Origin of the sequence: Streptomyces sp. NPDC047841, assembly GCF_040704085.1 — a bacterium.
In the GTDB taxonomy this organism is placed as follows: Bacteria; Actinomycetota; Actinomycetes; order Streptomycetales; family Streptomycetaceae; genus Streptomyces; species Streptomyces argyrophylli.
Window position 1 is genome coordinate 23,063 of sequence record NZ_JBEYRP010000045.1, and the last position, 19,251, is coordinate 42,313.

General features: G+C 69.7%; 19 protein-coding genes. 7 read left to right on the forward strand and 12 right to left on the reverse strand.

The features are described from left to right. Window positions 1–36: 36 nt before the first annotated feature. A complete protein-coding gene (locus tag AB0947_RS39790) occupies window positions 37–687 on the reverse strand; it encodes an HAD family hydrolase (protein ID WP_366755265.1) in 651 nt (216 codons plus the stop codon). A gap of 659 nt (window positions 688–1,346) precedes the next feature. Here AB0947_RS39790 and AB0947_RS39795 point away from each other — a divergent pair. The 6 genes from AB0947_RS39795 (at window position 1,347) to AB0947_RS39820 (ending at window position 5,714) form a co-directional block, all read left to right on the forward strand. Continuing rightward, on the forward strand, window positions 1,347–1,826 hold the full coding sequence (locus tag AB0947_RS39795) for a hypothetical protein (RefSeq protein WP_051813750.1): 480 nt from the start codon (window positions 1,347–1,349) through the stop codon (window positions 1,824–1,826). A gap of 284 nt (window positions 1,827–2,110) precedes the next feature. Then, a complete protein-coding gene (locus AB0947_RS39800) occupies window positions 2,111–2,605 on the forward strand; it encodes a helicase associated domain-containing protein (protein ID WP_366755266.1) in 495 nt (164 codons plus the stop codon). 97 nt (window positions 2,606–2,702) lie between these two features. Then, the gene (locus AB0947_RS39805; RefSeq protein ID WP_366755267.1) at window positions 2,703–3,080 is read left to right on the forward strand and encodes a GNAT family N-acetyltransferase; all 378 of its coding nucleotides are present in this window, start codon (window positions 2,703–2,705) and stop codon (window positions 3,078–3,080) included. Window positions 3,081–4,147: 1,067 nt separating this feature from the next. Continuing rightward, window positions 4,148–4,501: a PadR family transcriptional regulator gene (locus AB0947_RS39810; RefSeq protein ID WP_366755268.1), complete on the forward strand. Its 354-nt coding sequence runs from the start codon at window positions 4,148–4,150 to the stop codon at window positions 4,499–4,501. Between the two features lie 35 nt (window positions 4,502–4,536). Further along, window positions 4,537–5,130, forward strand: coding sequence for a hypothetical protein (locus AB0947_RS39815; RefSeq protein WP_366755269.1), 594 nt, complete (start codon window positions 4,537–4,539; stop codon window positions 5,128–5,130). Between the two features lie 266 nt (window positions 5,131–5,396). After that, entirely contained in the window at window positions 5,397–5,714 is a 318-nt protein-coding gene (locus AB0947_RS39820) for a hypothetical protein (protein WP_366755270.1), read from the forward strand. A 43-nt stretch (window positions 5,715–5,757) separates the two neighbouring features. Here the strand turns inward: AB0947_RS39820 and AB0947_RS39825 are convergent, their stop codons facing one another. From AB0947_RS39825 to AB0947_RS39875, 11 genes are all read right to left on the reverse strand, one after another. Then, window positions 5,758–7,131: an ATP-binding protein gene (locus tag AB0947_RS39825; RefSeq protein ID WP_366755271.1), complete on the reverse strand. Its 1,374-nt coding sequence runs from the start codon at window positions 7,129–7,131 to the stop codon at window positions 5,758–5,760. 121 nt (window positions 7,132–7,252) lie between these two features. Continuing rightward, window positions 7,253–7,459: a hypothetical protein gene (locus tag AB0947_RS39830; RefSeq protein WP_366755272.1), complete on the reverse strand. Its 207-nt coding sequence runs from the start codon at window positions 7,457–7,459 to the stop codon at window positions 7,253–7,255. A 254-nt stretch (window positions 7,460–7,713) separates the two neighbouring features. Beyond that, entirely contained in the window at window positions 7,714–8,406 is a 693-nt protein-coding gene (locus tag AB0947_RS39835) for a nucleotidyltransferase domain-containing protein (RefSeq protein ID WP_366755273.1), read from the reverse strand. 3 nt (window positions 8,407–8,409) lie between these two features. Then, a complete protein-coding gene (locus AB0947_RS39840; protein WP_366755274.1) occupies window positions 8,410–9,231 on the reverse strand; it encodes a thioesterase domain-containing protein in 822 nt (273 codons plus the stop codon). Further along, window positions 9,228–9,512 (reverse strand): hypothetical protein, encoded by a 285-nt coding sequence (locus AB0947_RS39845; RefSeq protein WP_366755275.1) that lies wholly within the window; start codon window positions 9,510–9,512, stop codon window positions 9,228–9,230. Before AB0947_RS39845 ends, AB0947_RS39840 begins: the two co-directional genes overlap by 4 nt. A 257-nt stretch (window positions 9,513–9,769) precedes the next feature. Beyond that, the gene (locus AB0947_RS39850) at window positions 9,770–10,771 is read right to left on the reverse strand and encodes a cytochrome P450 (protein ID WP_366755276.1); all 1,002 of its coding nucleotides are present in this window, start codon (window positions 10,769–10,771) and stop codon (window positions 9,770–9,772) included. Window positions 10,772–11,296: 525 nt separating this feature from the next. Continuing rightward, on the reverse strand, window positions 11,297–12,133 hold the full coding sequence (locus tag AB0947_RS39855) for a hypothetical protein (RefSeq protein WP_366755277.1): 837 nt from the start codon (window positions 12,131–12,133) through the stop codon (window positions 11,297–11,299). 72 nt (window positions 12,134–12,205) lie between these two features. After that, complete coding sequence (locus AB0947_RS39860) at window positions 12,206–13,780, reverse strand: carbamoyltransferase C-terminal domain-containing protein (RefSeq protein WP_366755278.1); 1,575 nt, start codon at window positions 13,778–13,780, stop codon at window positions 12,206–12,208. Beyond that, the gene (locus AB0947_RS39865; RefSeq protein ID WP_366755279.1) at window positions 13,774–14,556 is read right to left on the reverse strand and encodes a thioesterase domain-containing protein; all 783 of its coding nucleotides are present in this window, start codon (window positions 14,554–14,556) and stop codon (window positions 13,774–13,776) included. Before AB0947_RS39865 ends, AB0947_RS39860 begins: the two co-directional genes overlap by 7 nt. A 67-nt stretch (window positions 14,557–14,623) precedes the next feature. After that, entirely contained in the window at window positions 14,624–15,919 is a 1,296-nt protein-coding gene (locus AB0947_RS39870; protein WP_366755280.1) for a cytochrome P450, read from the reverse strand. After that, on the reverse strand, window positions 15,916–17,802 hold the full coding sequence (locus AB0947_RS39875; RefSeq protein ID WP_366755281.1) for a non-ribosomal peptide synthetase: 1,887 nt from the start codon (window positions 17,800–17,802) through the stop codon (window positions 15,916–15,918). The genes AB0947_RS39870 and AB0947_RS39875 overlap by 4 nt, the downstream gene beginning before the upstream one ends. A 469-nt stretch (window positions 17,803–18,271) precedes the next feature. Here AB0947_RS39875 and AB0947_RS39880 point away from each other — a divergent pair, with 469 nt between their 5' ends. After that, window positions 18,272–19,153, forward strand: coding sequence for a TauD/TfdA family dioxygenase (locus AB0947_RS39880; RefSeq protein ID WP_366755282.1), 882 nt, complete (start codon window positions 18,272–18,274; stop codon window positions 19,151–19,153). Window positions 19,154–19,251: the final 98 nt, after the last annotated feature.

Sequence of the window (19,251 nt, forward strand, 5' to 3'; positions counted from 1 at the left end):
GGCCTTGCTGAGACAACGAAGTGGGTCGGTCGTGCCTTAGCTCGCCGCTCTGATGACGTGGTCGATCGCGGTGGCGACGTCCTGGGCGACATGGGTGGGCTGGTAGGAGTCCTGGGCCCACGTCTGTCCGTTCGACACCCACACGCTTCGAAGCCCGAGCGCGTTGGCGCCGGCGATGTCGGCATGCGGGGAATCGCCGATGACCCATGCGCCCATGAGGGGCAGTCCGACGGCATCCGCGGCAGCGTGGAAGATCTCCGGTTCGGGTTTCTTGCGGCCGACCGCCTCGGAGATCACCCAGCCCTGAACAAGCTGGTCCAGTCCGGAATGGCGGATCTTGGCTTCCTGTTGGGCAGTGCGGCCGTTGGTGACGATCACGCAGGTCCAGCCGTCGGCCACTGCTTTGTCCAGGGCCTCGCGAGAGAGGTCGGCCAGTACGACGCGATCGGCAGCGCCACGGTCGAGCAGGGCATGGATGGCCGTGGTGGGCACCGTGTCCCGGTACCGGTCGGTCATGGTCGCGGCGACATCGGGGCGGGCGGTATAGCCGCTGGCGTCGAGAGCCATCACCCACGTGAGGTCGGTGTCGGGCAGGCGATGCTCGGTGAGGAATGCGGTCACGGCGTCCCGGAAGGCGGCGTCGCGGTCGACCAGGGTGTTGTCGAGGTCCAGCATCAGCAACGGCATGATCGGCAGTAGATCACAGGCGATGATCTCGGGGCAGGTGGGTTTCCTGTCCAGGGTCGACGTGGTCGGCGAGGTAGATGAGGGTGGCCTGGGGGTCCATGCCGAAGGCGGCGGCGACGAGCTTGGGGTCCATTGTTCACCAGGTCGACGAGACGGGTGCTGCGGATCATCGCCCGCGACCTGGTCACCTACCCCGAAACCCTCGCCCTGACCGAGACGCTCACGGCCGCCGCCGGTCGCCAGCACGCCGTGTCCGAACAGCACTTGGCCGGCCTGCTGGCCGACGCACTCCGAACGCGCACCGGCGCTGGCCCTGTCGACGAGGTCGAGCCCCTCGCCCGCTGGCTCGCCCGACACACACGTGGCGAACTACAGCGATGGCTGGGGAGCCGGAAAGGCGACGCGAGCGCGGTCCTCCTGCACGTCCCCGCCCTCACCTGGGCCACTCAAACGACACAGGGCGTGAGGCAGCGTGAACTCGGCACTTCGCCTGCGTTCCGTGCGGGCCGGGGCAGGGTGTCGGCGGTCGGTGATACCTGTAGGGCGTGGATGATGCGATATCGGATGCGATAGCCCTCCTGGAGGAAGTCTTTCCTGCCGGTGTCCGGCGCTGTCCTTTGGGCTGGCCAGCGCTTCACGCCTGGGAAGAAGGCCACGGTGTGGTGCTGCCGGAGCCGTATCGCACCTTCGTGGCCGAGATCGCGAACGGCACCGACGACGGCCCGCCGGACGCGGGAGGTCTGCTGCCGGTGGGCGCCAAGCCGCCAAACTGGGCCGTGTGGGAAGCGGAGTACTGGATGAGCCCGGACCCCTTCGACGCCACCGCACCACGGCCGTTCAAAGAGCCTTTCCCGCTGACAGAGGAATGGCAGTGGGAGTACGACTACTACGACCACAGCCTCCACTCATCGCTGCTGCACCAGACCTACACCCACGGCTCGGTACTCCTGGGCAGCGACCAGCCGGGGCAGTACTGGACATTGGTCGTGACCGGCCCACAACGCGGCCAGGTGTGGTGGCTACGCGACGGCTGCGCCGCACCATATGCCGATGACACCCCCTCCCAGCAGGCAGGCGGCGACTTCCTGAGCTGGGCAAGGGACTGGCACACCCAGCAAGGATGGTGGAAAACCGAGTAGCACCCGCTCCCCCCACCTCCCCAAGACCAGCGAAGATGCACACCCATCCAACCCATCTGCACACCCGACCAGCAACACACAAACCCCGCAGGTCACAGACCTGTCCAGCCAGGGCAGTCATCATCACTTGACCAGGAATCCTGAGCAGATACCCATCCCGGCCACTCGATCTACCTGAACACCCGCAGGTCACAGCACCACCCAATAATCATCTACACCTGTCAACGACAGCCCGGCAGGTGAAGCGGGTGCCCGTGGGCGCTGGGGAGCTGCCAGATAGCCGCATGGCGGCGTTGCAGGCCATCGATCCGGGATGGTGCCCGCTGGAGTGGACCGTGGCATGGCAGCGCTACTTCACCCTCGCCCGCATCCACGTCCAGGCTGGGGGCGCGCTCCCCGAGGCAGCCGGCGAACTGGTCGTGCAGGGCGAAGACCCCGGGGCGTGGACGGCGGCGCAGCGGCGCGGGTGGGACAAGCTGTCTCTCACACAGCAGTGGCTCCTGGACAGCACACTCGGACTGGAGCCCGCCGGCCCCGCAGCCCGGCCCGGGAAGCGCACCGCAGGCGACAAGTGGGCGCTCAACCTGCGTGCGACCCGGCAGCAGTTCCATGACCGTGAGGGACACCTGTGCCCGGGGCGGAAGCACATCGAGCGCGTGGACGTCGATGGCGAAGCGGTCGATAAGCTGGGGACGTTCCTGGACAACACCCGGCGGCGGGCCGACAAGCTCACCCCCGAACGACGCGATGCGCTGGACCAGCTGGGCATGCGCTGGTAACCCCAACCGGACGTGGAATCGAGAAGGGGGGTAACAGGTGGTTGACCGGGTACGTCTGGTCCGGGTCAGCGCAGACGCCCCGCGTCTGGTTTGGGAGTTGCACACGCAGACCGAGCGGGTCGCTTACCTCGACGCCCTGGACGGCGACCTCCTGTGGGTGAGCCACATCGGAGTCGATCCGCGCTACCGGCGCCTTGGGCACGCCACCCGGCTGCTGCACGCCGTGCTGGCGCACGCTCCAGCCACACCCGTTGCTCTGACGGCAGCACCCTTTCCCTCCTGGCGTGAGCCAGGACTGCTGCACGACGACCTGCGCACTTGGTACACACGCCACGGCTTTCACCCCGAGCCCAGCTCGCGGGATCCCTACCGCATGATCCGACCCGCCATGTCGCCTGAGGCGGCGCGCGATGGTTGCGGCTGCGGCGAGAAAGAACGCATCCAACTTTGGGCCGGGGAGCGAGGGCGGGCGTGAGCCGCCGGGCATCGCGGTGCTTGCCGACCGACGCGCGACGCGGACAGGACGGCGGTCCGGCCGGCAGCCGGGGCACGGCCCGGCGGGCCGCGGGCACGGACGGCCAACGGCACGCGGACGGGCAGCGGCACGCGGACGGGCAGCGGCACGCGGGCTGGACAACGGCAGGCGGCGGCGCCCGAAAGGGCGGGGGCGGACGGTGGAGGGGCCGGACCATACGCGGCACGGCCTCCCGACACGACACCGCACGCCCCGCCCGGCACAGCGCGGGCGGGACCCGCGCTGTGCCGGGCGGGACAGCGGCACACGGCCCGACCGGCGAGCGCAGACGCGGGCACAGCGGCCGCACGGCGGGGGTCGGGGCGCGGGCAACCGGGCGGGGGGCGGGCAACCCGGCGGCGACCGACCCGGCCGGTCAACGACCCAGGAACGGAGCGAGCGTTGAGGGAGCGGCGAGTCCTGTGGTCTCCACGCTCAGGTACCCCCTCGTCGCGGCCCCGCCGCGGCAGGCGCCTGCCGGCGAGCGCTCCTGATCGAGTCCAGAGCCGTCACCGAGCACAGAGGAGCAGCGCCCGGCCCGGGGCCGCAGCCGGTGCCGTCCGCGGCGGCGGGCGCGCGCGGGGACCACAGATGAGGCCACCGCCCGGCCGGGCCTGTAAAGCTCGCGCGGCTGCGCGGCCGACTGCGGGCGACGAAGAGGCGGCCCCCCTTCCAGTCCTCGCACGACCAGAGGGCCCCCAGGGGCATACCCGTCTCGGCAAGCACCTGCACCGCCCCCCTGAACGGACGTCTTCCCATCCACTACACCGCCCCCCGCATGCGCCAGAACGCGGGCCCGCCTCCTGGCTGGCGGCAGACGCGCAAGGCGGAGAGGACCTCGAACACCGACGTACGGGCAAGGGCGCGGAGGCCGCCATCTCGGCGTCGCCGACACCGATGCCGGTGGGACAGGCGGCCACCTGGCCCGGCTGACGACGGTGGACATGGACCTTCATCGGATGGCCACCGCGCCGCACTTGCGCCAGGTACCTTGCGGAACAACATACCGGTTGCCTAGCATGTACTGCATGGAACAGGGCAGTGCCGGTGATTCGTACCTAGGCAAGGTGGAAAGCCAGCTCCGCAAGGGCGTGCTGGAGTACTGCGTACTGGCCCTGATGCGGGACGAACCCCGCTATGGGGTCGAACTGGTGCAGTCTCTGGAGGCGAGCGGAGCCCTTGCCGCCAGCCAGGGGACCATCTACCCCCTGCTGTCCCGGCTCCGACGCGCCGATCTGGTCACCACCACGTGGAAGGAATCGACGTCCGGGCCGCCCCGCCGTTACTACCGGCTGACCGACGCCGGGCTGGCCGCCCTCGAGGACTTCGCCCGGATCTGGCCCGCTTTTCGCGATGCAGTCGATGACTTCCTCGCCCCGTAACCTCCGTCCCCGATCGAACCGGAACCGTGTTCACCATGAGCCTCAGCACCTCCCCCTCCGTACAGGCCTTCCTTGCCGCTGTCGAACGTGAGACATCGGCACTCCCGGCCGACCGGCGCCAGGAACTGCTCGCCGACCTCGCCGAGCACATCGAGGTCGCCCTCTCCGAACGCCCCGGGCAGGAACAGGCGATCCTGGCCGAGCTCGGCGACCCGCGCACGATCGCAGCCACCGCCCTGGAGTCCGGCCCCACGGCCCCCCAGCGGCCGCAGGCCAAGCGCCCGGGCACTGTCACGGCGCTGCGCGTCCTGCTCTACATCCTCACCGCCGTCGTTGTAATAGCCACGATAGGCACGGCCCTCGGGTACTACCCCGGCCCCGTCTGGCTCCAGACACTTCTGCTTCTGCCCTCGTTGGTCAGCGCCGTCCACGTCTTCTTCCTCCAGCCCGGGCGCAGCGTCCTGCGCGCCACCCTCACGGTGACCGTCGGGATCTACTTCATCGGCGAAGCCACCAACGTGATGCGAGGAGAGCCGGGAGGCGTCCTCGGCGTGCTCCTCTCCGTAGCCGTGCTGACCCTCCTTCATGTACCAAGCAGTCGGGCCTGGTTCGCGGAAACCGCCTCGTAGGCGCATCCGGTGCCCCTGGTGGACCGCCCGTGTGCGAGCAGGCGGACGAGCCCCAGGTGCGGACGGCCGTGCCGCCGTGGTGACGAGGCTGCCAGGGGACGCAGGCGACAGGAAACGACCGACGACGACCGGTACGCCGCCGGGTCAAAAACGATCGGAGCCTGACTGATCACTCCCCGCCGGCCCCGGCCTCCGAGTCGGCACCGCATGGCCAGAACGAACTGCGCGCACCGACCGCGCCGCGCCGGCTCAGCGCGGACGACCACATGCTCACCGCACCGGGGCTGCCGGAAACGTACCGGCTGCAGTTGTTCACCGCGCACGGAACGCGCCCGACCGCGGTGGCGACCAACAGCGGTGGAGATCCTCATTGGACAGCCACCTTCACCTTGTCGAAGGAAGAGTGGTCGTCCACCCTCGAAGTGCGCTGCGAGTGGGACGCTCTTCGGGTTCCGGACGAGGATCCCGACCTTTTTCCCGCATATGTACTGACGTCCGACGAGGCCTATGACCGGAACATCCCAGCCGAATGGGCACTGGCCGCCTGGGCCATCGACCACATGTGGCCGCACGAACCCACGTGACCGCATCGGCGATCACAGCCACGCTCGCCTCTGTCCAGCCGCACTACGACTCCCAGCCTGTGAGCTGATGACGGAATCCGTCATTGAGTCGGTCCGTCAGGATGTCTCCATCAGGGGTCAGGATGTGCGGCTGGTGGGCTCCCATGTCGGCCAGCAGGTCCGATGCGAGAGCGCAGGCCACGACAACTGCCTCCCGCTTGTCGGTAACGATGGCGGCAAGATCACCCGTGATCTGCGCGGGAGCGGTGGGGAACGGGAGGGCCGGGCCGCGTTGGAAGGTGCTTTCGGTCACGACCAGTCGGACGAGCTTGTCACTGCCGTTGTAGCGGTGCAGTGCGGCTGACAGCATCAGGTCGCCGGCCGCTCCGGTCTCTGCTGCCCAGGCCGCGGCTGCTTGCACCAGGGTGACGAGGTCGAGTTCGAATGCGCGCTGGGACATCTGTTGGGGGCCGTCAGCGTCGAACTGATCGTTGTTGAGGCTGATGGTCTGTGCGGCGTAGAAGCTGCCGTCCTGATGGAGTTGTCCGGTGGGGAGGCCTTCGAAGCGGACTTGTCGGCGGCCTACCAGCGGGGGGTGCTGGGGCCGCGCGTTGAGCGTCACTCCGTGGCAGGCGAGGTCGTGGAAGCGGTTGAAGGCAGCGTCGCGATCGGCCCTGGTGGTCAACGGATAGGTGCCGCGTACGGCCGGCACTGCGGCAAGACTGACCCATCCCGGGTAGTAGGTCACCGGAGCGCTGCCGCCGTCCACGGTTGTGGTCAGGTAGTCCGACAGGTAGCCACGGCCTGCGTCGGCAACTTGTCGCAGGCGGTCGATGTCGTCGGAGGCTGCCTGGAAGCGGTCACGGTAGCGCTGGGCGATCTCGGATTCGGCGAGGGTGCGGGTCGTGGTGCCGTGCCGGACGTGGACGCGGAAGTTGTAGTCGTTGCCCGGAGCCGCGACGGCGTGTGGAGCTTGGGTGCTCGGGGGCACGGTGAGGATCCAGTAGATCTTGTCCTCGTGGAGAGTGGACTTCACCGGTCGCACGCCCACGTTCGGGACGACAGGCTGGATCCAGTTGGCGAGTACCGAACGGATCCACTCCTCGCCCCGGCCCGGGACCGGCTCTGTGGGGGCCAGGTCGTGTGCGCGGTCCTTCTTGCCGTCGTCGACGCCGATGACGACCATGCCGCCGGCGGTGTTGGCCATGGCGGACACGTCCTTGGCGAGCTCCTTCTTGCCTGCGTCGGTGCCCTGGTAGAAGTCCTTCTTCCAGTCGAGGTCGACGCTCTCGGGTATCTGGCTGTCGACCGCGCGCTGCAGATCGTCCTCGGTGAGGTGATCGGGGTGCCGCCCCAGGGCGGCGGTGAGCCGGGCCGGCAGAGCCATCGGTACTCCAGGGTCTTCGCACATGCTGCTGACGCCCGTCAGCCAGATCACGCTAACGGGGTGACAAGGCCGCCACCACGTGATTGCGCAAGGCGGGGCAGGCCCGGGCGCGTGTAGCCCGGGGTCTTTCACTGCTGCAGGACCAGCCTGCCGCACTGTGTGGGAAAGGTTCCTACTCCGGGCCGGGGTCGCGCAGCGGGTTGCGGTGGCCGCAGTCCCAGCACTTCACGGTCTCGGGGAGGTTTTCGAACCGGGTGCCGGAAACGCCGAAGGAGCCGTCGATGCGGAACCCGCCGCAGTTCTGGCACGGGGTGGCGTGGAAGGGTCGGTCACAGCGAAGGCAGTCGCCGTCCGCGCTGGTCTGGTCGAGGCGGGTCACCCAGGTGTCTGCGCTGCCGCAATCGCACGCAGAACGCTTCTTGGGTCCTCATGGTTCTGGTGTACAGCAGGTTCCCGGCGGCGTTCCCCCTGCTGTGGTGCAACTGCCGCGGGGAGGCGCGAGGTTGAAGTCTCGGGGTGGTTGGAGCAGAGGACTCCATAAAGCCGGGCCCCGGTGATGTCATGGCTGGGGCCCGTGGTGCCCGAGGCGCGGTCAGTTCTCGCCTGCCGACGTGATGCTGTGCCCTGGGCTTGCTACGCCTGGGCAGGGGTGGGGCCGGGGGCGAATAGGAGGGCATGCAGGGGACGGGTGCGGGTGGGTGCCAGGACTTCGAGCCAGCCGTCGCCATCGGCCAGGCAGTACGGGATGGACCGGTAGTGCTGCCACTTCCAGTTCACCCACCAGCGGGGCTCTTCGAGGCGGCCGGCCATGCGGCTGGGGGTTGGCAAGCGGTAGCCGGAGAGTTCCACGTCGCTGAGGTCGACGTCCTGGTCTTGAAGGTGCTGGAGAGCGGCGAGTGCAGCGCGGCGCAGCGGGCTGTGGTCCACCCAGCGTTCTCGCAGGTCGCAGACGATCTGAGCATCGGCGGGTTCGGCGGGCTGGTCGGGCAGGGTGATGCGGTTGATGGTGATCTGGCCGGCGTCGCGCCAGGTGATCAGGTCGTGGCGGACTGGGCGGGGGATGGCGCGGTCCAGGCCCTCGAATTCTTCGATCATGTCGTCGCGTGGTGCGCGCCCCGCTGAAGGATCCGGTTGGATGGCGTGCAGGATGCTCAGGGCGTGCTGGAGGGTGTCGCCGCGGCGCCACAGTCGCAGCATGGGCACGCCCTGGCTCTCGAGTTGGCGACGCTGGGGGGTGTCGAACTGGAACTGGATGCCGCGGCTGCGGCCGGCCAGCTGCCGTCGCAGCTCGCTGTGGGGGTTGCGGCCTGAGAATCGGAAAGACACTCCCTAGGGGTGGGGTGGTCTGCCCGTGCCCGTCCGGGTGGTGCTCGCGGCAGGAAGGCCGAGCATCGACGTCAGGTCCGTGGCGATGACGTCGGCGACGGTTGGCAGCGCGTCGTTGATGAAGAAGTGGCCGCCGGGCAGGACGCTCTGCCGGAAGACCCCGTGCGTCTCCATCCGCCACGCCCCCATCCGTTCGGGAGAAGCGGGCCCGTCCTCGGCTCCGGAGAACGCCCGGACGGCTACCGGCAGTGTGGGCCGCGTGCGGTAGGGCCAGGTCGCGATCACGGTGAGATCGGCTCGGAGGGTGGGGAGCAGGAGGTCCAGCAGGTCGGGGTCGTCCAGGACGTGCGGTGCCGTGCCGCCGAGTTCGCGGAGGTACTCGACCAGCCGGTCATCGGACTCGTTCCAGGCGGGCACCTCGCGTTGCAGGTAGGGTCCCGGGCTCGCGGCCACGAACAGGCCCACGGGAAGCGGCAGTCCGCGGTCGCGCAGGGCGTGCGTGAGGTTGAACGACACCTGCGCGCCCATGCTGTAGCCGAAGAACGCATAGGGCAGGTCGAGCCGTCGGCAGAGCGCCTCGGCCAGCGCCTCCACCAAGGGTCCCATCCGGTCGTAGGGGCGTTCTGCGATCCGGTTCTCGCGGCCGGGCAGCAGCACCGCTTCGACGGAGACACAGTCGGGCAGATGAACCGGCAGGTCTCGGAACATGCCCGGTCCGCTGCCCGCGGCGTGCAGGCAGAACAGCCGACAGCGCGGATCGTCGCCGGAACTCAGCCGCCGCACCCAGCGGTCCTGACGGGCGACGGTGGAAGCCGTGTCGCTCACCGCGGGTGCCCCGTGGCCGGGGGCAGGAGACCCGCCGAGGACACTGCGGGCGGCGCGAGGGGCGCGGCGGCCCGCTCGGCAACCAGTCGGTGCATGCGGCGCGGTGGTTGCGGCGTGCGGTCGCCGGCGCCGTCGCCCGCGGTGCCGTCGCCGGAGACGTGACGGTCGACGGTGACGTCGTTCCGGCCGGTGCCCCGGTGGACCGCAGCGGCGAAGGAAACGAGGGCGAGCGACGCCGTCACGCGCCGCGATACGGCCCGCCGGCTCATGCGTTCGGTCATGGGCGTCCTTGTCGAGGGAGGGATCAGGGATCTCGGCCGCCGGCCAGGCGGCTGTCGTGCCGTTCGTCACGGCCGCCGACGTTTCCCGGGAACGGGATGCGCCGCACCTTTCGGCGGACCCGAAGACCCGCAGAGCGGAAGTCCGCCCCGTGTCCCCCTGTCCGTCCATGTCCTGCGGTGCCGTCGGAAAGAGGGTCGGTCACCCCGAAGCCGAAGCGCTGGAATTGAGCGCATTCCATGTCAGCGGTCTGTTGGTTTCAGTCGGACCGCCGGGTGAAACGGACCGGGAGGGAGGTGACGCCGTAGAAGGACGTGATGTCGGGAAACCAGGTGACGGCATCCCGGTCGCTCACCCGGTAGTCCGGGATCCGGCTGAGCACCTCTTCCAGCATCACGGTGAACAGGGCCCGCACCAGGGAGGCGCCCAGACAGTAGTGCGAGCCGGCGCCGAAGGCGAGGTGTCCCGAGGTGTCGCGGCCGAGGTCGACGGTGTCGGGGTCGGCGAAGACCGTCTCGTCGCGGTTGGCCGAGGCCCAGCTGACGAAGACCCTCTCGCCCGCCCGCAGCGTACGGCCCCCGAGCTCGATCTCCTCGGCGACGGTGCGGCCGGTGCCCTGTACCGGAGACATCCACCGGAGGTATTCGTCCGCGGCACGCGGGATGAGGGCCGGTTCCGCGATCAGGCGGGCCCTGAGCGACGGATGCTCCTCAAGGTGCAGAAGCGCCGTCGCGGTCAGGGAGGACACCGGGTCGATGCCCAGCAGGATGAGGTACAGCATCGACAGGATGTCCTCGTCGGACACGGGTTCGCCGTCCACCCTGCCCGCCAGGAGAAGCGGGAACAGACTGCGGTCCGCGGGGTCGGTGCCGTGTTCTCGGCGTACGTCCAGCTCCTCCACCAGAGCCATCGTGATGCGCTGCGCGTGGGCGCGTGCCCCGGCGGGATCGTGCGGTGCGGCCAGCAGCGCCTGGTGGACCAGCGAGTCGATCTCGAACCAGCGGTCGTCCGGTAGTCCGAGATCGCGCATGGTGACGATGCCTGGCACCCGCAGCGTCAGCGCGGTGACCAGATCACAGGCGCCCTCGCTGATGACGGCGTCCACGCTCTCCCGGGCCACCTGGCGAAGTTCCGGCATCCGTTCCCGCACCCTGCCCGCGGAGTAGAACGACGACAGCAACTTGCGGAACTTGAGGTTCCGCGGTGTGTCCTCCTCCAGCGGAATCAGCCTGCCGGTCTGTCCCAGAGGCGGAATGGTCACGCCCTGAAGAGTCCCGTCGGCCAGCACGTGCCCGGTGCGGAACACTCCGTCGCGCCCTGCTTCCGAGACCTCCGCATGCCGTGCCACGACCCAGAAGCCACCCCAGGCCCGGCTCCAGGAAACAGGGCATCGCGATCGCAGGCGCGCATAGGAGGGAAAGGGGTCTTCGGCCAAGGCCGGGTCATGACTGTCGAAGTCCTCGGTGCCCGAGTCCGCACCGCCGGCGCGCCCGGCGCCGCCGATGCTCCCGGCCCGCGCGCCGCTGTACGGACACCCGTTGGCGTACGCTCCTCCGACGCTGGAGCCGGAACCGGCAATCCGGCCCGGCCGGTCACGCCGGTACGACTCGAGCTGGTCGTCCACGTTCACCTCTTCCTGCCTCCCCTTGGTCTCAGCGACACGGGCACGGCCAGGGTCCGCCCTCCCCGTCGGGGCATCGACGGCGTCGCGCGGAGTCGGCGCACGCTCGGGAAGGCGGGCCCTGGCGTCCGGTACGGCCGCTGGGGGCCGTCGGCCGTGCCGGCCTCAGGTCCAGCTCACCACCGTCTGGGCGTCGGTGAAGCCCATGATGAAGGACACCGTGGTGCGGTTGCCGCTGTTGGCGTCCACTGCGTGCACGAAGGCCCCGTTGAAGGCGTAGACATCGCCCTCGTGGATGTCCAGGCGCAGTTCCTCGAAGCCGGCCAGGGCCTCGGCCGTGTAGGGCAGGCCGGTCAGCTCGATGCCCAGGGCGCGCCGTGTCGCGTCGTCGGGCCGGATGTTCCAGATCACCAGCCGTCCTCCGGCGGTGTGCTCGATGCACATGTTCACCGCGCAGATGTCGTGCTCCAGCACACGCTGGATCTCGAATCCCGCCTGGCGCGGATCCTTGCACTGTGCCTCGTCCTCGTGCGGGTCGAGGGAGAAGTCGCCCTCTTTGTCCCAGGCGCGGATGAGGGCCGCGGACGCCGAGCGGCCGCCCATCTCCGCGATTCTCAGCGAGGCGCCTTCCTGCCCCAGGGCCTCGTTCACACCCTGCCGGAAGGTGTGCCAGGGCGAGCCGGGAGCGTCGATCACCTCCTGCACGTGGTCGGCCACCTCCGCGGCTTCCCTGAGGTACGTGTCGGCGCTCTTGTTCCAGTGGTAGGCGCCGACGTAGTGCGACGGCTCGCCCTCCCGGTGCTGACGTGCGGGACTCGCCCAGAACCGCTCGGTCAGTTCCTTGCGCGCGGCCGGAGGTATGACGTCCCGGAAGATCACTCCGAGTCGGCGGCCGTGCAGGACGTCCAGGACGAGCCCGTAGTCGAGGTCGCTGCGCTCCTCGAAGCGGAAGAACTCCGGATCGGCCTGTCGTCCGTTCAGCCTTGCCTTGCTCTGCTGCATGGGTGTTCCCTCTTTCACACGTACACGAGTGCTGCCACGGGAGCGCGGGGTCCGGGAACGCGCGTTGCCGGCTCAGGACCGCGGGGCGCGCGGCGTGACGAAGGTGTCCCCGACCACGTAGCCGTCGAGGTCGTGCTGCTCGCCGTAGCGGATGAGGTCGCTGGTGCGGTTGATGAAGCCGCGGCCGGAGAAGTTGAGCGAGGTGTTGCACAGCACGCTGAACCCGGTGACGCCGCGGAAGGCCTCCAGCAAGGAGGCTATGGCCGGGTTCTGCTCACGGGTCACGGTCTGGGCCCGCGCCGTGCCGTCGACGTGTGTCACGGCCTTGAGCGCCTCGGAGCGGACGGTGCTGAAGTAGAGCATATAGGGGTCGGGGACAGAGCCCTCGAACCATTGCCCGGCGTCCTCCTCCAGACAGATCGGGGCGATGGGACGGTATCCTTCCCGCTGCTTGATCTTGTTCAGCCGGGCGGTGGTCTCCGCGCTGAACGGCGCCGCCAGGATCGACCGGTTGCCCAGCGCCCTGGGGCCCATCTCCCACCGGCCGCGGGCCCAGCCGATGATGCCCCCGTCGGCGATGAACCGCGCCACCTCCCCGTAGTCCAGTGGCCGGGTCTCGTAGCGCTCCGGATCGAAGGCGGTGTCCTCCACGAAGTCGTCGCCGGCGTAGACGTCCCACTCCACGGTCGCCATGCCCGTGTAGTGCAGTTGGGCGTCGACGGCAGTGCCCAGCGAGGAGCCGCTGTCGTTCGGGCACGGTGGCACGAAGACCTGCGGGAAGAGGCCGCATTCGGCCCAGCGGCGGTTCCACTCGCAGTTCAGCCCGCAGCCGCCGGAGATCAGCAGCGGCAGTCCCTCGGTGAGATGCTCCGCGGCGTAGGCGTGGAAGCGGTCGAAGATGGCGTCGGAGAACTTGGCCGCCAGGTCCTTGTACTCCTGCGACTCGACTCCGATGTTCCGGAACGGCGTCCAGTCCATCTCGTCCTTGCCCAGGGTCGTGATGATCCGCTCCTGCGCGAGCAGGAAGTCGATGAGTTCCCGCTCCTCCGCGGTTGTCTCGGTGCGCCGGGCGAAGCCCGTGAGGGCCATCTGCTTGCCCGCGTCCTGGAGCCGGAGGACGCCCTTGTTGGCGGTGAACTTCCGGTCGGCCAGGGCGAACAGGTAGGCGTACTTGTTGCCCGGGTCGGACATCACGTGCTGCAGGTGGGTGACGCCACCGGTTTCGTCGATGCGGTAGAAGGAACCGATGTTGCCCTCCCACACCAGGCAGTAGCAGGGCTGCCCCGCAGGGAACGGCGAGAGCCCGTAGGCGGTCATGATGTGCGAGCGCTCATGGGTGGAGGAGAAGACCCGCACGTCCTTGCCGAAGAACCGGCCGGCCCGGTCGGACACCGACCCTTCGCCGACGCCGAAGTAGCCGGTGAGCGAGGGCGGCTCATCGGAGTACGTGCCCTTCACCCAGCCGCCGACGGCCACCACGTCCGGGAGCCGGTCAAGCCGCTCCGCAGCGGCCAGCAGCACCTCCGCGGTGAGCGAGTCGTAGCGCGGGAAGGAGTCCTTCTCCGCCTCCAGCGAGAACAGCAGGCGGCCGTCGTCGATCGCCGAGACCGCGCTGTCGTGTCCTTCCTTGAACGAAAGGATCAACATGCCTCTTCACTCCTTCCGCCGGCTGGTCCTGTGGACGGCCGGTCTGCGGTGACGCCGTCGGCCAAGAGCCGCAGCAGCCTCTCAGGGCCCTCGATGAAGCCGTAGTGGCCGCCGTCGAAGACGACCTGGTCCATGTCGCCGCATGCCGCCCAGCCGGTCATCCGCTCCGGCTCCATCCCGATGTCGCCGCTCCAACCGATCGCGGTGATCGGGCACGGCAGTCTCGGCGGATCGGCCAGGTGGTAGCGGCGATTGACCTCGATGTCACGCCGCAGCACACCCAGGGTCATGCTGACGAACGTGGGCAGCGGAGTGCCGCCCAACTGCACGATCAGCCCGCGCAGCTCCTCGGCCAGTTCCTCGTCGTCCATCTGGAGGTGACGGCCGTACGGACCGTCCTGCGGGGCCACCTCGGAGGAGACGAACAGCCGTTGTGGCGGCCGTGCGCCGCGGCCGACCGCTTGCACGGCGGTCTCGTATGCTGCGAGCGCCGCGCTGCAGTGGCCGAACAGGGCGTAGGGGACGTTCAGATGGGGTTCGAGGACCTCGGAAAGGACGCGGCCCAGTTCCTGGTACGTTTCGAAGGGCTGCTCCCGCAGCCTGTTCTCGCGGCCCGGCAGCTGTACCGGCACGAAGCCGACGCCCTGGTACTCGGACGGCCACTGGCGGTACATGGACGCGCCGCATCCCGAATAGGGCAGCAGGAACACCCGGGCTCGGGTGTCGGGAAGCGGTTCTCTGAGAAACCAGCGTGGGGGTCGGCCGGCGGTCGGCATCGGCTGGTGGACCTCACCTTCGGTTCGGCTGACGGTCGCCCGGCGGCGGGCGGCGGGCGGCCACTGGTCAATAGGCGGCCGGGCGAGCCCGCGGCCGCGTGCGGGCGGTGATCGGCATCTCGGTCCAGCCGTAGATCGTGTTGGAGTACAGGCGTTTGCCCGGGCCGACCGGGACGATGTCGGTGAACCGGCTGAACAGCTCGGAGAAGAAGAGCCGCAGGGTCACCTTGGCAACGGTGTGGCCCACGCAGTAGTGCGGGCCGATGCCGAACGCCAGATGCTTGTTGGGGCGACGGGCGATGTCGAAGGTGAACGGGTCGGGGAAGACGTCCTCGTCGCGGTTGGCGGACGGCAGCCACACGGCGACCGCGTCGCCCGCCGCCACACGGGTGCCGCGCAGGTGCACGTCCCTGGTGGCGTAGCGGATGAAGTGGGTGGTGGGCGTGGCCCAGCGCAGCGCCTCGTCCACTCCGCTGATGATCAGGTCCGGCCGGTCGGCCCAGGCCTGGAGGGTCGGCGTGCCCATGAGTTCCGCGAGGGTGCTCACCGGGACCTGGGCCGTGGTCACGTTGGCGCCGAGCAGCAGGCTGTAGCAGTTGGAGATGACCTCGCCCGCGTTGAGCGGGCGGCCGTCGATCTCCATCCTCAGCAGCAGGCTGATCAGGTCATCGCCCGGGTGCGCGCGCCGCTCGTGGACGATCTCGTGGAAGTAGGCGAACAGGCCGCGGTGGGCCGTGTTGAGCACCCGGTCGATGCCGCGCTCGTCGCGGTAGCGCGGGTCCTCAGGTGCCACGGACGCGGTGGTGAGGTCGACCAGCCGGTCCCAGTCCTCCTCGGGCAGCCCCATCAGCACGCCGGCCACGGCCATCGGCAGCCGGTTCGCGTGGGCCGCGAGGTCGTAGGGGCCTCCGTCGGCCAACGGTGCCAGCAGGTCCGTCACCACCGCGCGGATCTGTTCCCGCCGCTCCATGGTGGGCTTGACGGCCAATGCCCGTTGCAGTGGTTCGCGCAGCGACGTGTGCCGCGGTGGATCCGTCGCCGCCATCTGGTGGCCGCCCGCTGGGTCGCCCCGGCCGAGAAGGTAGAGCAAAGTGCCGCGTTGCGAGGTGAACGTGGCGTGGTCGCGCAGCACCCGGTCGATGTCCGCGTACCGGGTCACCGACCAGTACGGGTGGCCGTCCTTCTCGTGCCGGGCGACGGGTGCCCGGCGCCTCAGCTCGGTCCACGTCTCATGGGGGTCGCGGTCGCGGTAGAGCGCGGGATCGGCCAGGTCGGCGAGGGCTCCCAGGCCGGCTGCGTCCTGGTGCGCCGGGCATCCGGAGGTGACGGACGGGGGCGCCGTGTGGTGCGGTGAGACGGTCACGATCGGCTCTCCCCTCCGGCCAGGGTCTCGTCCACGGCCTCGCTCAGTTCGGCGACGGTGGAGCGCAGATACAGCGCGGTGGCCGGTACCTCGACGCCCAGCTCCTTGTGCATGCGGTCCAGCAGTTCGGCGGCCAGCAGCGAGTGGCCGCCCAGGTCGAAGAAGTCGTCGTCGATCCCGACGGGCGCGATGTCCAGCAGCGCGCTCCACAGTTCGGTGAGGCGCCGCTGGAGCGGCGTGGCGGGAGGAACGTAGGGGTTGGCCACTGCGCGCGGTCGGGGGCCCGCGTTCGTGAGGGCGGAACGGTCCACCTTGCCGTGCGCGGTGACCGGCAGCGTGGTGTGCACCAGGATGGTGTCCGGCACGGCGTAGCCGGGCAGTTCCGCGGCCAGCGACGCGCGCAGCCGTGCGCCCAGCCCCTCGTCCGGGGCGCCGCTCGGAACGACATGGCCGACCAGCCGTCTACGGCCGGCGTCGTCCTGTTCGACCACGACGACCGCCCGGTCGACGCCGGCCTGCCGGGCCAAGGCCGCCTCGACGGCACCCGGCTCCACCCGGTGACCGCGCACCTTGACCTGCCGGTCGATGCGCCCGGCGAACTCCAGGTTGCCGTCCGGCAGCAGCCGGGCCATGTCGCCTGTGCGGTACATGCGCGACCCCGGCGGCCCGAACGGGCAGGGCAGGAAGCGCTCCGCGGTGGCCGCGGGCCGGCCCAGATAGCCGCGGGCCAGGCCCGCACCCCAGGTGTATATCTCGCCGGCGCCACCCACCGTCACCGGGCGCATCGCGTCGTCGAGCACGGCGACCCCGGTGCCGGTGACGGCCGTACCGATGGGAACGGCGTCCGGCGGCGGCCCGCTGGTGGTCCAGCAGGTCGTGAAGGTGGTGTTCTCCGTGGGGCCGTAGCCGTTGGTGAACGTCAGGCCCGGCCAGGCGGCCAGGAGCCGGGCCACGAGAGCGGGCGAGGCGACGTCGCCTCCCGTCACCACGTGCCGGAGACCGGCGAAGAAGGACAACCGGCTCTCGATCAGCTGGTGGAGCAGGCCGGTGGCCAGGTTGACGACGGTCACCCCGTGGCCGGTGACGGTGGCGGTCAGAGCATCGAGGTCGATCGGTCCTCCGCCAGGGTGCACCACCAGGCGACAACCCGCGCAGAGCGCTCCGAAGATCTCCAGCGTCGACGCGTCGAAGGACACGGAGGAGACCTGGAGCACGCTGTCCTCGGGTGTCAGACGCAGCCAGTCCTGCGACACCACCAGACGCAGCACGCCGCGATGGGTCACACCCACGCCCTTGGGCGCGCCGGTGGAGCCTGACGTGTAGCACACGTAGGCCAGGTCGTCGGCCGTGCGTGCCCGGTCTGCGGCTGCGCGGTCGCCCCGCGCGGCGGCCGGGGACACGTCCGGCTGGCCGGTGGGTGAGGACACTGTGGCCGGTGTCAGGGTCTGAACGGTGTCGGGCAGCCGTCCGGTGTGCTCGGGTGCCGCCACGGCCAGACGTGCCCCGGCGTCGGCGACCAGCTCGGCCAGACGCCGGTCCGGGTCGGCGGTGTTGAGCGCCAGATACGCACAGCCCGCCTTCAGCACGCCGAGCAGGGTGACGATCAGGTCCGTCGAACGGTCCATCAGCACGGCGATGACGGCGTCCTCGCCGTGCACCCGGGTGCGCAGGCCGGCGGCGAGCCGCTCAGCGCGGGCATCCAGCTCTCCGTAAGTGAGCGTCTGTCCTTCACAGGTCACCGCAGGCGCGTCCGGCAGGCGGTGCGCGTGGGCGGCGATGCGTTCGTGGAGCAACGCCTCGCGGGCCTCGGGCGCGTGCGGGCCGGAGCGACTGGACACGGAGTGTGACTCCGCCGTGGTGTCGGCCACAGTGCTGTCGATCAACTCCAGACCACCTTTCACCCTCCGAAGAGCGGGTCCGCCGGCGGGTCGACCCGGTGCAGTTCCGGCGGAATCGGCTTCCGTGAAATGACTCTAGGTGCCGCCGGCGGCCTGGTAATCCGTGGAACGATCGAACCCGGTACACATCTTCCGCTGAGCCCTCATCAGCATTCTGTTGGTGCCGTCGCATTGAAGTCGCGAGGGTGGTGATGACAAAGTGCGGAATAGCCTCGGATCCCTTGACCGGTGTATCGCCGGGACCTGAAGCTGATCCCTGGAGCAGGGTCAAACTGGCCTCGTCACCGATTCACCGACCGGTCGGTTCCTGCCGGAACGACCTCCATTCTTGAAAGGTCCCTGAAAGGTAGACCGCATGCCGGTGCAGGAAATACATCGTGCGGACCGGGAGCTCGGGAAGGACCTCCTACGAGCGGCGCGGACGCTGGCTGCCGGCGGCGCCACAGGCGACACTGTGCTGTCCGCTCCTGACGCGGGGCGGCTCCCGCAGAGTCTGGCCGCAGGCCTCGACGAACTCGTCCGGTCTCCCGATCCGCACATCGGTCACCGTGTCGTCAAAGGACTGCTGAACTGCGGTGACCCGGGTCCCACGCCTCTGCACTGGCGGGCGAGCGACCCCCGGCGCAACGCCGGCCTCGACATCGCTCTCGCCCTGATCGCCTCCCGTCTCGGGCGGGTGTTCGGCTGGCGCAACCAGCAGGACGGACGGATCGTCCACAACATCCTCCCCACCCCCGGTCAGGAGCGCCTCCAGGTCGGCGCCGGCAGCGTGGTCCCGCTCGCCTGGCATACCGAGGACGCCTTCCACCCGAACCGGGCCGACGTCCTGCTCCTGGCCTGCGTGCGCAACCCGGACGACGTCGGCAGCAGACTCTCCAGCGCCACCACCGCCTCCCTGACGGCAGCCGACGTCGAACAGCTGCAGCGGCCCCTGGCCGTCGTGCTGCCCGACGACAGCTACGGCGACCGGGACGCGGAGCTGCGCCCGCCGGTCGGGATCGCCACGCTCTGGCACCGCGAGCAGGGCGCTCTCGGCATCCGCTACGACCCCTCTTACACCCATCGGCTCACCGACGACCCGGCCTTCAACGCCGCCTTCGACCGGCTCGGTCATGCTCTGGAGGCCAACGGCCATGTCGTCCCGCTGGAACCGGGCGACCTGCTGATCATCGACAACGACGCCGTGGTACACGGCAGGCTGGCCTTCACGCCCCGGTACGACGGCACGGACCGCTGGCTCAAACGCGTCCTGGTGCGCTCACCACGGCCGCGCCCGGCCCGCGAGCGGCAGGAGCACGGATACGACCAGGAACGGGTGGACGCCCACGCGATATGACCAGGCGGGAGACGGGGGCGGGGGCCGCACAGCTGGCCACGGGCATGTGGCACCCGATGCACCTGCACGGACACACGTTCTCGTTGAAGGGGCTGGAT